The sequence below is a fragment of the Terriglobales bacterium genome, from assembly GCA_035764005.1.
Classification (GTDB): domain Bacteria; phylum Acidobacteriota; class Terriglobia; order Terriglobales; family Acidobacteriaceae; genus Gp1-AA112.
The window spans coordinates 120,328-134,658 of record DASTZZ010000069.1 but is presented as its reverse complement, the minus strand read 5'-3'; the positions used below and the strand labels follow the sequence as shown (position 1 = coordinate 134,658).

The following is a 14,331-nucleotide window of genomic DNA, read 5'->3' as shown; positions in this document are numbered from 1 at the left end:
ACAGTCCTACCGTTCCCGGTCTGGGAGCTGCGTTCGGACGAGGGGCAATGACCAACCACTGGATTGATCTCCAGCATTGCAAAACCATTCTGGTGGAAGGAAGCAATGTCGCGGAGAACCATCCTATGGCCTTCAAGTGGATTCGGAAGGCTCAGGAAAATGGGGCAAAGATTATCCACGTTGATCCTCGATTCACCCGTACATCGGCAACGGCCGATATTTACGCACATATCCGCCCAGGTACAGATGCCGCGTTTCTTAACACCATGATCAACCACGTTCTCGTTCAGAAACTGTACGACGAGGATTACGTTAAAACCCACACGAATGCTCTGTTCCTCGGACACGCGGGCTTTGACTTCAAAGACGGACTGTTCAGCGGATTCGACCATGAAAAGCATAAGTACGCGACAGAGACATGGGGCTATCAACTGGACTCAAGCGGCAAGCCGCGCGTCGCCACTACGCTGGATGATCCGCGCTGCGTCTTCACACACCTGAAGAAGTTTGTCTCGCGATACACGCCCGAAATGGGAGAGCGCATCACTGGGATTCCGGCGGAGCAGATCCAGCAGATCGCGGAAATGATGGCCAGGAACCGGCCCGGGTCGATCCTGTACGCACTTGGAATGACTCAGCACACAACTGGGGTACAGGGAATCCGCGGATTCACGATATTGCAGCTCCTGCTTGGCAATGTCGGCAAGCCTGGAGGCGGTGTGAATGCTTTGCGCGGCGAGCCGAACGTACAGGGCGCATGCGACATGGGAGTGCTGAACAACTACATGCCAGGCTATCTGAATTACCCGGCACATACCGAACCTACACTTACGGAGTACACGAAGAGAAACGGGACAGGAGACCGCAAGTTCCTGGTCAATACACTGAAAGCCTTCTATGGAGATGCCGCCACTCCTGAGAACGATTTCGCCTATGCCTGGCTTCCCAAGCGAAGCGCTGCAAAAGACTATGGAACGATGTCGATCTTCGAGAGTGCTCTCGCTGGGAATATGAAGCTGCTGTGGATCGTCGGACAGAATCCCGCGGTGACCATGCCCAATTTGAATTTGACGTTCGCGGCAATGTCGAAGCTCGAAATGCTTGTGGTCCAAGAGATCTGGGAAACGGAAACGGCTACGTTCTGGCGCCGTCCGGGTGTGGACCCGAAGTCGATCGCGACCGAAGTGATGTTGCTGCCGGCTGCCTTCTTCATGGAGAAAAACGGAACCATTACCAATTCGGGAGGCATGGTGCAGTGGAGGCACGCGGCTGTGAAGCCTCCTGGCGAAGCAAAACCAGATGGCGAGATCGTCGATTTGATTTTCCGGCGAGTACGCGAATTGGTTAAGGACTCACCAGACCCGAAAGACGAGATCATTCAAAAGGCTTCCTGGAGCTACACCACGGCCGAAGATGTGCTGCGCGAAATCAACGGACACGCTCTGCACGATCTTCCGAGTGGAAATGTTAAGAGTGGTGATCTCGTTACCAAAGTCGCCGACTTGCAACCCGATGGCTCGACAGCTTCCGGCGCCTGGATCTACGCGGGAGTGTTTGCCGGCGGCGTAAATCTCTCCAGACGCCGGGACTCTGAAACGGATCCCGGAGGTCTTGGCCTCTACCCAAATTTCGGATGGACCTGGCCGAACAACATGCGCATTCTGTACAACCGTGCGTCATGTGACCGAAACGGGAAGCCGTATCCGGGTTCCCAGCCTATTGTTTGGTGGGATGAGAAAGAAAAGCGCTGGACAGGACACGATATCCCAGACGTCCCAAGTGTGACCGACGGACCAAACACGCCGAACGGCCGTCGAGCGTTCCACCAGAATGCCGAAGGCGTCGGCCGGCTCTTTGCTGCCGTCTATCAGGATCCCGATCCGAAAAATCCGCAGCTTCCGCGGGATGTGGCCTACGTTCCCAAAGACGGTCCACTGCCGGAAATGTACGAGCCGGTCGAGAGCCCCGTGGAAAACGTCTTGCATCCACAGGTGAAGCACAACCCGCTGCTCAAATATCCGCGAGTAGAGTCACATCAGCCAATAGGAAGAGTAGAAGAGTTTCCTTATGTACTGATGACTTCAACTGTCGCGGAACACTGGTGCGGAGGTTCTTCGACGCGCAATATTCCATGGCTGAACGAGCTCATCCCGGAACCCGTGCTGGAAATGCCAGAGAGCCTTGCTCGAAAGTTAGAGGTGAAGACGGGGAGCTTAGTAAGAGTATCTTCGGCGCGGGGCGAACTTACCGTAAAAGCCGTCGTCACACCCAGAATGAAAACGCTGCATGTAGATGGGCGTGAGGTGACGATCGTTTGGATGCCGTACAACTGGGGATACGCAGGCTTGTCCAGCGGACCAAGCGTCAACCACCTCACGATTGATGCCGTGGACCCTGGCGCTGGGACGCAAGAAACGAAGGCGTGTCTGGTAAACGTGGTGAAGCTGCATGATCCGGTACCGGCGGCATTCGCACCGAGAGGGAGAAAGTCGTGAGCGCGTCCGCAGCAACACTACCTGTTAAGACTACTTTGGTTGACGTCACTAAGTGCATTGGATGCCGCGCCTGTCAAGTTGCGTGCAAACAATGGAACGATCGGGAAGGCGAAGAAACCGAGTTGCAGCCCAATTTGGGTATTCAGAATCCAATCACACTCAGCGCAAATACCCTTACGCTCATCACTTCCCACGAAATTCCCAACGAGAATGCCCCGGGAGGACTGAATTACGTTTTCAGCATGCGTCGCTGCCTGCATTGCCTGGAGCCGGCATGTGCTTCGGCTTGTCCGACTACTGCGTTAACGAGGCAAGCCGACGGTCCGGTTACTTATGATGCGAGCAAATGCATTGGCTGCCGGTACTGTGTTTGGGCATGTCCATGGGGCGTACCACAAGCGGAATGGGACTCACTTGCGCCAAAGATCCAGAAATGTACTCACTGCGCGGATCGAGCGGATCAGCCTGCGGCTTCGAGCCGAAATGGGAATGCAATAACCGAGCAGGAAAGCAAGCAGTTTCTCGAAAAGGTGGTCGTGCCGGCCTGCGTCAAAGCGTGTCCAGCTGACGCTTTGCGGTTCGGCGACCGGGAAGAGATGCTCAAGGAAGCTCATAATCGAATCTCTGCTCATCCAGAGAAATACGTCGATCACATTTATGGAGAAAAAGAAGCTGGGGGCACAAGTGTCCTCTATCTATCATCGGTGCCGTTCGCGAAGCTCGGTTTTCCTGAGTTAGACAGCCGCCCGTATCCAGCATTTTCCAAGTTGGCTCTAGGCGCCGTTCCTCCTGCGGTTATGGGTTTAGGCGCTATTCTCGGCAGCATCTATGCATTCTTGAAGCGTCGAATACCCGCCGTCGCAGGCGATAAAGGTCTCATGACCGATTCCTCTGATCATGGTGGTCACGTAGAGTTCGACGTCCTGCGGCACAAATTGCTTACACCATTTAATTGGACGCTCATAGTGCTCATGGCCTTCGGTGTTATTTCGTTGATTGCGAGGTTCGCCCTCGGGTTGGGCGGCAGCACGAACCTTTCAAATACCTATCCCTGGGGACTGTGGATTCTTTTCGACCTGGTATGGATTGCGATTGCAGCAGGCGCATTCGCCACTGCTGGATTTATTTATATCTTCCAGCGGAAAGATCTCTATTCCATGGCGCGTTCCGCAGTTCTCATGGGACTACTCAGTTATTCATTTGTAATGGTCACCTTGATCGCCGATCTTGGCCTGCCCTGGAATTCCTATCAACTTGCTCTGCAAGCTCCCGATCATTCGGCGATGTTCGAAGTGTCATGGTGTGTTGGGCTCTACGTGACGATACTTCTTCTCGAGTTTTTACCCGTTCCCTTTGAGCGATGGGGACTGCACAGAGCCCTGCACGCGTGGCGTAGATGGTCTGGAGCATATGTCGCTTTCGCACTCACGCTGTTCGTCTATTTGCTTTCTCGCAGTCTTATCTATGCCACAGTAACAGCCGTCATTTTCGCTTTACTAGCCTGGGCATTCAGAGCCAAAGAGAAGAAGCCTGAGCCCATCATGCTGGCCATCGCAGCAGTAACCCTTTCCACAATGCACCAAAGCTCGCTCGGCTCATTGTTCTTGCTGATGCCGGATAAGGTTGCGCCGCAATGGTGGTCACCGGCGATGCCCATTTCATTTTTCCTCTCATCAGTGGCCGCTGGCACTGCCCTCGTGATCCTGATCGAAATGTGGATCGCGAAGGCATGGAATCGGCGGCTCCGAATTGCGCAACTGCAAGCAATGGGCAAGATCACCTTTTGGTCGCTCTTTGTCTACCTGGGTTTTCGCCTCGCTGACATGGCGATACGCGGCCAGTTACCTGGGGTGTTTTCGGGGAAAATCGGCGCACTCTTTACAGTCGAAATTGCGCTGGGTGGTATCGTTCCTTTGATCTTACTTGCCCCTCTTTCCTTCCGAATTCGCCCTCCAGTGCTATTTGTTGCGACACTTTTGACTACCGCGGGAGTCATTTTCAATCGCGTGAACGTCGTTCTCTTTGCTATGAACTTGAAAGGCTCAATGCCTCAGAACGCGCCAGAATCCTACTTCCCAACCATTTTCGAATGGGGCATTTCAGTCGGTCTTATCGCTGCAGCCATTTTCCTGTTTGCACTTGTAGCCCGATTTATGCCGCTCCTTCCCAAGCAAGAATCACAGCGGGCCGCGGTATGACTCAAGATGTTTGGCTGGCGAGACATCCTTATCTGAAACCCCTTGCGCAGGTTCATGCACAAGTTAACAGTGCCGCAGCCGAAATTGGCTGTGTCTGCACCTCCGTCCCAATCTGGGAGAACTACGTAGAAGACTTTCGTTTGGGCATACCGCTGGTCTTGAGTACCAGCTTGGCCCTGGATCTTGGAGCAGTGGGGCGTATGGTTCGGGAAACCGTTGAGAGGCTGGCCTCAATGCCCTTACCGGGAAAGCTGGCCGACGAGAGCAAAGCCCTGAATGCCGAATTGGGCTGTGATGCGGATACCCATCATCGCATTCTGACCTGGTTGCTGCATGATGTCGGCTTCCCAATCCGCTCTCCCGGATTGTTGCGTTACATAGGTTGGAATGCTGTAGCTCGTTACATACATCCCGTGATCGACGCGTTCGCCAAGTGGCGAGAGGAGGAGAAATGGCTTCGCAGCTATTGCCCAACATGCGGCTCCGCCCCCACTCTGGCTCAGCTCGCCGGCCGCGATCTCGTCCGACAACGTTTTCTTTGCTGCGGTCGCTGCAGTACTCGCTGGTTGTACCGGCGTACTGGATGTCCCTTCTGTGAAAACAATGAGGAGCGAAAGCTAGGAATTTTGACAATCGAAGGAGAGGAGGGCCTTCGGATTGATCACTGCGAATCTTGCGGTGGCTATCTCAAGACCTTTGCCGGAACCAGCGATGATTTTTTCCTGACGGAATGGACTTCAATTTATCTGGACATTATTGCCATCGACCACGGATTCAAACGACTAGCCACGTCGGTATACGAAGCATGAACATCGATCTTTGACGCTGCCTGGAGCTATAGCAGGAAACCGTTTCCAAGATCCGATTAAAATTCAAGCATCCAAGGCCCGCAAACTTTGCGATGCGACATGCGGAAAAGTTTCTATTGTCCGCTGGCTTGTTTAGAGAAGGCTTGTACCGCAAAGGGAATGCGAACGTATATTGTAGTTCCACCTATCGGCTTTGATTGGATCTCCATCTCTCCATTCACAAGCCGAACACGTTCCCTCATGCTTGTGAGACCTAACCCCCCAAGTCGTTTAGCTGCTTCGAGGTCAAACCCTTTGCCTGAATCACTCACGATGAGATGAACTTCCTCTGACCGCTCCAGCATCTGCACTTCGAGTCGTTTGACTCCGCTGTGCTTGATGGCATTGTGCAGGGCTTCTTGTAGGACTCGAAAAAGAGCAAGCCCGATATCGAATGGCAGTACATTGGAGACATCGTCTCTGAAGTCAATTTGTATTTTCTGGCGCTCGGCGAACTCCCTGCACCAGCTTCGTATGCCCGCAACTACACCCAGATACTCCAGCTTTGAGGAATGCAATTCATGCGACAAAGCTTGTACGTCATTCGAGATCTCAATTGTTTGTTTTCGTAGCTCTCTCAGGCGGCTTCGAATCTCAAGTGGATTCTCTTCGAGTTGTTCGAGTTCCACCGCTAACATTGCCAACCGTTGATTGATATCGTCGTGAAGCTCTCTCCCGATCCGCGCGCGTTCTTGCTCTTGCGATTCAATCAATTTTCGGGACATCTCCGAAAGAGCTTCTTCCATGCGCTTGCGGTGCGTAATATCCTCGGCGAAAATCAGAATTCCCCCTACGCTTCCGGTGGGCGTTCTCCAAGGACGAATCTCCCAGCGGACCCAGGTGGTCGCGCCGTCATCGCGTTCCCACGCGTCTTCGTTCGCTCGCAGGGTTTCTCCTTGCAGAGCACGACGGTGCATTTCTTTCCAGCGTTCGGGAACGTCAGGAAAAATCTCATAATGCGATCGGCCGATAACCTGCGAGCTATTGAGCGAATAATCCAGACACCAGCGGTCGCTCACTTGGAGATAGCGCATATCTCTGTCAAGCATCGCCACCCCCGCCGGGACGTTCTTGACGAAGATTTTCAGCAGCTCTTCCCGGGATTGCAGTACTGTTGCCTGTTCTTTCAAAGCGCGGTTCATTTGCAGCAACTCTAGTTCTGCCCGCTTGCGGTCAGTTACATCTATATTGACGCCAAGCACACGCGAAGGCTCGCCCAGCTGGTCCAACAAAACCTGCCAGCGTCCCGCTATCCAATGAACGCTGCCATCAGGCCAGACAACACGCCACTCTCCGGTTGTGAGTTCTCCTGATTTCGATGCCAACTCAATCAGTTCGTTGACGGTTCGCCGATCTTCGGGGTGAATGAGGTTCTGAAATGCAGTTCTGGTTTTCGCAAAGGCGCCCTGCGGCAAGCCGTAGATCAATTCCATCTCGGGCGTCCAGGTGACAACGCCGGTCCGAACATCGCTTTCAAAGGTTCCAATCCGAGTCGTTTGCTGTGCCAGTCGCAAGCGTTCTTCGCTTGCCCGTACCTTATCCTCTGCCGCCTTTTCGTGAGTAATGTCTTCAACAATCGCTACCACGAGTGGAGAGGGACTAGCTTTCAACAGAGAGAGACTCAGACGTCCCCAGAACTGCGAACCATCCTTCCGGAAATAACGCTTATCGAGTTGATAGTGATTTATTGAACCGGATCGCAATTGCTGGAAGAGGACCCAGTCCTTTTCGGCATCTTCAGCAGGAGAAAAGTCAACGCAGTGTTTGTTCCGCAGCTCCTCCTCGCTGAAACCAAGCATCGAGCAAAAGGCGGGATTCACAAAAAGCGGCTGGCCGTTCAAATCTTCTACAGCAATGCCAACCGGACTCGAATCGAAAACGTCGCGGAAGAGCTGCGTGTCCGGGGCCTGGGCTTGAGATGCCTCGTCCATGGGGCAACACTGTACAGCAACTTTCCGCGAAAGCTGCAAGAATCTTTGCCAAGCTATACAACTTTACATTCAGAGCAGATGGTTTTCGCTTCTCACAGTCATTGTCATCGCCTCGCGCGACCCACATACTTTTATAGAGATCGAACCCGATGCGGAGACTGAGCGCCTACCCTGGTAGGTTTGAAAAGCGCGATTAGCGTGCGGCGGCTGCGCGGATCATTTCAGGCTGGGCAGTGCCTGCGAATGCGCCATAAGCAACACCGGCAATTGCTGCGCCCAGAATGGGAACAATCCAAAACATCCACAGCTGTGCTAACGCCCATCCGCCCACAAATAGCGCCGGTCCAGTACTCCGCGCGGGATTCACCGAAACGCCCGTGACCGGAATGCCGATCAGATGGATTAACGTTAGCCCGAGTCCGATTGCGATAGGAGCAAGTCCCTGAGGCGCGCGCTTATCGGTAGATCCCAGGATGATCATCAGAAAGAAAAACGTCAGAACCAGTTCTGCAACAATTCCAGCAAGCAAGGAATATCCGCCAGGTGAGTGAGCGCCGTAGCCATTCGATGCGAAGCGTCCCGCAACTGAGAACCCCTCCTTTCCGGAGGCGATAACGTACAAGACTCCCGAGCCCGCGATCGCACCCACCACTTGGGCAATGATGTAGGGGATAAGGTCGGAAGCTGGAAAACGTTTGCCCATCCACAAGCCGACGGAAACAGCAGGATTGAGATGACAACCGGACACGTGTCCGATGGCATAGGCCATCGTCATAACCGTCAAGCCAAACGCCAGGGCCACTCCTAGCAGGCCGATTCCCAATTGAGGAAATGCGGCGGCTAGCACGGCGCTGCCGCACCCGCCAAAAACCAACCAAAAAGTACCCATAAACTCGGCTAACACTCGCTTTGATAGAGGCATCATGAACTATCCCCCCTGCTCGGCAAAGACCGGACATTTAGATTCCGTCACTATTCTGATAAACCTCCGGCCGCATGCAATTGGGGAATCAGACAGGCCACCGTCCCCAATACAACTTAGAGGCCGAATTTCCGCCATGCCCAAAGTCTTGACAGGAGTTAGCAGCGGCTACTCTCCTGACCGTGGATGTGCTGATTGAGAGCATTACAGAAGCCATCGGCGAGAGCGACTGTAGCTCATGACAGGTGCCGCCGCAGTGAGCCGGTCAAACAATAGTAGCCGCTTCGCCCAAGACACATCACGGCTCCGCCACGGTGCAGTCGCTTGCGAGCATCGGCGTTGGAGTCAAAAGGAATCTCCGTATGAATCATGCATTGCTGCGATCTCTTCTTACGTCGATACTTTTGTTGTTTAATGCGTTCGTCTCGGCGCAGTCGTCCGGTCCGGCGTTTCCCAATCCGGGAAAACCTGGCATGTCGCGGGACCAGCAGCGGGCCCTCGGTTTGCAAGCTGCGGCCGAGGTGTATAAGCAAATGCCGGTTTTGCCGGATAGCAGCCCGGAGACCCAGTACATTCGCCAACTCGGACAGAAGCTGGTAGCAACCATTCCGCCTGAATACTCATGGCCCTTCGAATTTCACGTCGTTGCGCAGAAGGAGATCAATGCCTTCGCCCTTCCCGGCGGTCCTATGTTCGTGAACGTCGGCACAGTGACGGCCGCTGCGAATGAGGCAGAGCTGGCAGGCGTGATGGCCCACGAAATGTCACACGTCTACATGCAGCATTCCGCCAAGCAGGCGAGCAAAGCGCAGTGGACGTCAGGTCTGGCGGGGCTTGCGAGCGGCATCCTCGGATCGACTACTGGAGGAACGTTGGGACAGCTCGCGCAATACGGCATCCAGTTTGGGGCGCAGGGCCTCATGCTTAAGTATTCGCGTACTGACGAGGCGCAGGCCGACTCCGTAGGCGCCATCATCTTATACAAGGCGGGCTACAATCCGCAGTCCCTGGCGGACTTCTTCAAGACTCTGGAGTCGCAGGGTGGATCACCGCCGCAGTGGCTCAGCGACCATCCCAATCCGGGAAATCGCAAGCAAGCCATCGAAAAAGAGATCAATGGTTGGCAGGTCAGGAATTACGCAGAAAACAGCCTGGCTTTTCAGAAAGTCCGCCAACACGCGGTTGGAGTAAAGGCCTACACGGCGGAGGAGATCGCCGCAGGCGGCAAGAGCGGCCAATGGGCGCAAGTGAATCAGAAAAACGGGGCTGCATTCAACTCATCCGCTCGCACTGCATCAAGCCCAGGCGTCGCTGTTGCTCCGGTGCCGCTGCAAGGGGTGCTGCCCAGCCGGCAAATGGTAGCTACGGATCTTGGACAAATGAAAATGGCGCGGCCGAACAACTGGTCTGTAATCATGCCGCAGCAGCAGGACGAATTCGTGACCATTGCCCCCAAGGCGGGAATTACGCCCAATGGTGTTGGCTATGGAGTCCTGATCAACGCGGCCAATACCAACAGTCCTGGCATTAGCCTGGATCAGGTCACCAGACAATTGGTGCGGGATCTTGAAAAAACGCACCGCCTCAAGCCTTTGGGCGAAGCCCAGGCCATTGCCGTAAACGGAGTGCAGGGACGTTCGTTGATGATGCAGTCGGTCTCACCTTTTCTATCTGCTAACGGTGCGCAACTCGAGCGCGACTGGCTGGTTGCTGTGCCTCAACGGAACAACGTAGTGCTCTTTTTCCTGTTTGTTGCACCACAAGCGGAATTCAGCAGCTTCCAGCCTACGTACGAGGCCATGCTGAAGAGCGTTCAGTTCTAGCAATGATTCCATGAAGGGAACGAGCTCATACGGCAAGCGCCTTGCGCAAGATGGGATTCCATGTCAGACCCGGAATGGGAAAGGGTGAGAGCCTGAAGCCAGTTTTTTACCTTAGAGTTATCTCCGTCGGGCAATAGCAGGTTAACGCTAGACCCGATTGAATCAGCCTCTGGTACAGTATCCTTAATTTTCCAACAAATTTCGGGTTACGACGTCGCGCTCTGGCGAACTCTTGAGGCGTCCCCTCGATAGACTGGACATTGCTCTGACGATTTCCTCGCGTTCCGGTTTGCAGACCGTGGGCAGCACTGCCGATCGATCATCGGCAGGGGCGGTGCATCTGAATTCCCACCAATCCACAATCGTACTGATCGGTGTGGTCTCTGTCCTGTCCTACGTAGTCCCAAAACTGGAAAGCGATTTAATGCTGAACCCCCAAACCACGTGGCCGCTTTGGCCAGGTTGCGCGATTCTGGTTGCGGCAATGCTGCTTGTTCACACGAGGATTTGGGCGGTGATGATAGCCGCCTCCTTTCTGGGTTTTGCTCTCTATGACATCCAGGCAGGCGTACCGGTCTCCTCGATTGCCTGGTTTCTCCCGGCCGATACGATCCAAGTTCTCGTGGCTGCAGCCGGTTTGCGGTACTGCTTTGAAGGTGTGCCTCGCCTCAACAATATCGGTGCTTTGGCGAAGTACTATTTTGTTGCTGTTTTTCTCGCTCCTTCAGCCGGGGCATTTATCAGCGCACAGGGGATTCCCGGTTCCTACTGGATTAGTTGGAGAGTCAGCTTCTTATCGGAAAGCGCTGGCCTTCATCACTCTGACGCCGGCTTTCTTAAGTTGGTTCAGCGAAGGGCCTGCATGGCTGAAAAAGTCGACCGTCTTTCATCTCGAATTTGGTGTGCTTCTCACCGCCACGGCATTTCTGTCTTGGGTGATATTCGGCACGCCTGCTACAAGCGCGTTCCCAACACTTCTGTACGCTCTGGTGCCGTTTCTACTGTGGTCCGCCTTGCGCTTCGGATCGGTTGGAATCACCAGTTCCATCATCATTATTAGTTTTATATCGGTTTGGGGTGAAGTTCATGGACAAGGTCCGTTCCACGCAATGGGAACGGGAAGCAGCATTAACTCACTGCAGTGGTTCCTCATCGTTACTGCGACGCCCTTTCTGGTGCTTACCGCGCTCGTGGAGGATCAAAAGGTTGTTGGTGATAGGCTCGCACACCTGAGTCGCGGATTGATACAGGCGCAAGAGCAAGAGCGCTCCCGCATTGGCCGCGAGCTCCACGATGACATCAACCAAAGACTTGCAATCCTCGCAATCGAACTACAACAAGTCCTGGACAATCCCTCTAAGATCCCGACGGCCGTCAACGGTATGCATTCACAGGTTCTGGAGATCTCGAATGACATCCAGGCCCTCTCTCATGAATTGCACTCGTCGAAACTGGAGTACCTCGGTGTCGTTGGAGGCATGAAGGCATGGTGCAGGGAATTTGCCGGGTTGCAGGGAATGGAAATCGATTTCAGCAGCGATGTTCAAACGGTTCTACCGTCCCATATCGGACTTCCCCTATATAGAGTGTTGCAAGAGGCTCTCCATAACGTGGTCAAGCACAGCGACGTGAAGCACGTCGAAGTACAACTTCGCGAAGAGTCGAGAGAGATTCACCTGATCATCAGTGATTCTGGGAGAGGGTTCGATGTCCAGGCTGCAATGCAGGGCAACGGCCTGGGTCTCGCCAGCATGCGCGAACGGATTCGGTTGATAAATGGAACCATCACTATTAAATCAAAGCCGATGAGCGGAACGACAATTCATGTGCGCTTGCCGCTTGAATTAGAGCGGACAGGCGAGATCGGCGTCCGCATAGCAAATGCGTAAGTGATTGATTTGAAGTGGCTGCCCCCAGGGATTCGAACCCCGATATGCTGATCCAGAGTTACGCAGCATCAGGAGCGTACCGGTCCCTGAATTTAATCACCTGCCAGTGTCGTCAGCCCGGACGTGTTGACTCGGAATCAGCAGGATTCTGCCTTCGAATCCCAGCTCGCTCACCAGACCCGCAGATCAAGGCTCATTCGGCGGAGCGAGATCGGTGAATTACCGCGGCTCGAAGACCTGAATGCCGGCAGGCTGCGACCCCTGACGCCTCACTGCTAGATACAGGCGCCCCAATTTCGGAGAGAAGAAGCTCGTTCGTGCTCCCTTCACGGTGGGAATGCGAGCGAGTTCTTTGTACTGATCGGGACTCTGTTGTTCGAAAACCGAAATGGCGCCCTCGCCGCCGCTGGCGTAAATCCGGTTGCGCGCCTGGTCATAAAAGACATCATCGCAATCGCCAACAGCGGGAAGGCTGTGAATCACTTTTCCCGTTTCGGTATTGAACACCAGCAGGCGTGCGGGAAAACGTGTGACGACAAACAGCCGATGGGCTGCTTCGTCTAGTGCCATCGGGTAATTGGCCTGCGGTCCGCCTGTTCGCCATGTTGCTTCTATAGTGTGCTTATCGCGGTCAACGACAACGATTTTGAAAGATTTCGGCAGGTTCACATATATCCGAGACCGGTTCTTCTCAAGCTGAAATGATTCTGGATGCGCATCGAGTTTGGTTTCAGAGACCTTTTGGCCATTGGTATCGAATTCACCCAGGCCACCGCTGCCAAAGCCAACATAAATGTGTTGCTTCGCCGAGTCGTACCGGAGATTGTCAGCGTCGTCTCCGTATTCCAGCGTCTTCAGAGGCTTCAATGATGTTCCGTCAAAAATTCTTACCGTGCCGTCTTTATCATTGGCGACGTATAACCGATCCACTCCGGGCACATACAAAGCTCCCTGAGGCTCCTGCAAACCACGGATTGTATTGATGCGTTTGCCTGCTTTGACATCGATGACTTCGACTGTGTTGTTCCCAAGCGCTGAGACGAACAGTCGCTCGCCTTTAACGTCAATCGACATGTGATCAATCCGCCCTTGCACATCCGGCAGCTCAATCGTCTTTTCCAACTGCAATGGTTGTGCCGTTTGGGCGAACGCCAAAACTGCAGAGATTAAAACAATGGCTAGTGTCCGGAGTACAATTTTCGAAATCGTCATTGCTTCGGTGCTCCCTCAATCGCCTCGTAGACAATCATTCGTGCCACCGGCCGACCATTTTCCTGTTGCTCGGGCGCATAAACGAGATGCGTCGCGTTATCAACTGCGAGGCTGTGCACGAGCTTCTGAACCGGAAAATCTTCGAGCTTCTTGTAATGATCTGCGTCTTGCTCCTGAATGACCGAAATAAATCCGCTGGCACAGGCAGCATAGATGCGGCCTAGTCCTGGGTCGAATTTCACAACGTCAGCACCGGCTGGAATCGGGATATGCGCAATCGCTTTGTGCGTGTCGAGGGCGAAAACAGTCATTGATCTGGTCCCGCCACAAAGAAGAAAGCCACGATGGTGGTCCGAATCAACCGCCATTCCGTGATTGTAGCGGCACCCCTCGACTGGATACTTTCCCAATACGGAATCGCTGGCAGGATCAATTTCGGCCACTTGGTTTGTGGTGCGCAGATTCACGTAGACTTTGCGAGCTATGGAATCGTACTGCGGCATTCCGGTCTCGCTGTCGAATTTGATCGTCTTCACGATTTCGTCCTTCTGAACGTCGACGACCGCAACTGCCTTTCCCAACGTGTCGGAAACGTACATTTTGTGAAACGGAGCGGCATACGTGCTTCCGTTCGGCTTTGCCGCTGTCGGCAGCCGTTTCGTCACGGTCATCGTGCGCAGGTTAACGACGGCGATTTTTTCCTCGCCCCAATCCGACGTGTAGACCTTGCGAAGCTCGGGAACGAATTCCAGGCCGGTGATGCCAGGCAGGCCGGGAATCGCTTTTACAAGCTTGTTTGTGCGGACATCGATGATGTACAGAAGGCCAGGCCCAAGGTGCGCGGATAACAAATAGTGGTCCTCATCATCCATCGTGAGATAGTCGAAACGTTGTCCCTTCGGTCCCGGCAGATCAATGTTTGCAACTTGCCTGAGCGTCTGCGCAGATAATCCGACAGCAAGCATCAGAATGGCAGTCAAATAACGACGGAACATTTGCCATCGTCCCTTTCC

Annotated in this window: 8 protein-coding genes and 1 pseudogene; 4 read left to right on the top strand and 5 right to left on the bottom strand. The window is 53.9% G+C overall.

All coding sequences use genetic code 11. The features are described 5' to 3' along the window. The first annotated feature begins 11 nt into the window (after positions 1-11). Both fdnG and VFU50_11490 read left to right on the top strand, forming a co-directional pair. Positions 12-2,495 (top strand): annotated as a pseudogene (gene fdnG / locus VFU50_11495) (formate dehydrogenase-N subunit alpha). After that, positions 2,492-4,693, top strand: coding sequence for a 4Fe-4S dicluster domain-containing protein (locus tag VFU50_11490; protein ID HEU5233477.1), 2,202 nt, complete (start codon positions 2,492-2,494; stop codon positions 4,691-4,693). The pseudogene fdnG and the gene VFU50_11490 overlap by 4 nt, the downstream one beginning before the upstream one ends. Positions 4,694-4,932: 239 nt before the next feature. Here the strand turns inward: VFU50_11490 and VFU50_11485 are convergent, their stop codons facing one another. The 3 genes from VFU50_11485 to aqpZ form a co-directional block, all read right to left on the bottom strand. Continuing rightward, the gene (locus VFU50_11485) at positions 4,933-5,223 is read right to left on the bottom strand and encodes a hypothetical protein (protein ID HEU5233476.1); all 291 of its coding nucleotides are present in this window, start codon (positions 5,221-5,223) and stop codon (positions 4,933-4,935) included. Between the two features lie 392 nt (positions 5,224-5,615). Next, entirely contained in the window at positions 5,616-7,472 is a 1,857-nt protein-coding gene (locus VFU50_11480; protein ID HEU5233475.1) for a PAS domain S-box protein, read from the bottom strand. Between the two features lie 193 nt (positions 7,473-7,665). Continuing rightward, positions 7,666-8,397: an aquaporin Z gene (aqpZ, locus tag VFU50_11475; protein ID HEU5233474.1), complete on the bottom strand. Its 732-nt coding sequence runs from the start codon at positions 8,395-8,397 to the stop codon at positions 7,666-7,668. A 359-nt stretch (positions 8,398-8,756) separates the two neighbouring features. Between aqpZ and VFU50_11470 the strand changes: the two genes are divergently transcribed. Next, a complete protein-coding gene (locus VFU50_11470; GenBank protein ID HEU5233473.1) occupies positions 8,757-10,217 on the top strand; it encodes a M48 family metallopeptidase in 1,461 nt (486 codons plus the stop codon). A gap of 551 nt (positions 10,218-10,768) precedes the next feature. After that, positions 10,769-12,106 carry a sensor histidine kinase gene (locus VFU50_11465; GenBank protein HEU5233472.1) on the top strand — a complete coding sequence of 446 codons (1,338 nt, stop codon included), beginning with the start codon at positions 10,769-10,771 and terminating at the stop codon, positions 12,104-12,106. A 219-nt stretch (positions 12,107-12,325) separates the two neighbouring features. On the opposite strand, the gene VFU50_11460 is transcribed toward VFU50_11465, so the two are convergent. Both VFU50_11460 and VFU50_11455 read right to left on the bottom strand, forming a co-directional pair. Beyond that, positions 12,326-13,180: a hypothetical protein gene (locus VFU50_11460; GenBank protein ID HEU5233471.1), complete on the bottom strand. Its 855-nt coding sequence runs from the start codon at positions 13,178-13,180 to the stop codon at positions 12,326-12,328. A 134-nt stretch (positions 13,181-13,314) separates the two neighbouring features. Then, complete coding sequence (locus VFU50_11455; protein ID HEU5233470.1) at positions 13,315-14,313, bottom strand: YncE family protein; 999 nt, start codon at positions 14,311-14,313, stop codon at positions 13,315-13,317. Positions 14,314-14,331 lie beyond the last annotated feature (18 nt).

Excerpts from the sequence above, each read along its gene's own strand:
- VFU50_11480 (HEU5233475.1), bottom strand. The coding sequence starts at position 7,472 with ATGGACGAGGCATCTCAAGCCCAGGCCCCGGACACGCAGCTCTTCCGC.
- aqpZ (HEU5233474.1), bottom strand. The coding sequence starts at position 8,397 with ATGATGCCTCTATCAAAGCGAGTGTTAGCCGAGTTTATGGGTACTTTT.
- VFU50_11470 (HEU5233473.1), top strand. The coding sequence starts at position 8,757 with ATGAATCATGCATTGCTGCGATCTCTTCTTACGTCGATACTTTTGTTG.
- VFU50_11465 (HEU5233472.1), top strand. The coding sequence starts at position 10,769 with ATGACATCCAGGCAGGCGTACCGGTCTCCTCGATTGCCTGGTTTCTCC.
- VFU50_11460 (HEU5233471.1), bottom strand. The coding sequence starts at position 13,180 with ATGTCGATTGACGTTAAAGGCGAGCGACTGTTCGTCTCAGCGCTTGGG.
- VFU50_11455 (HEU5233470.1), bottom strand. The coding sequence starts at position 14,313 with ATGTTCCGTCGTTATTTGACTGCCATTCTGATGCTTGCTGTCGGATTA.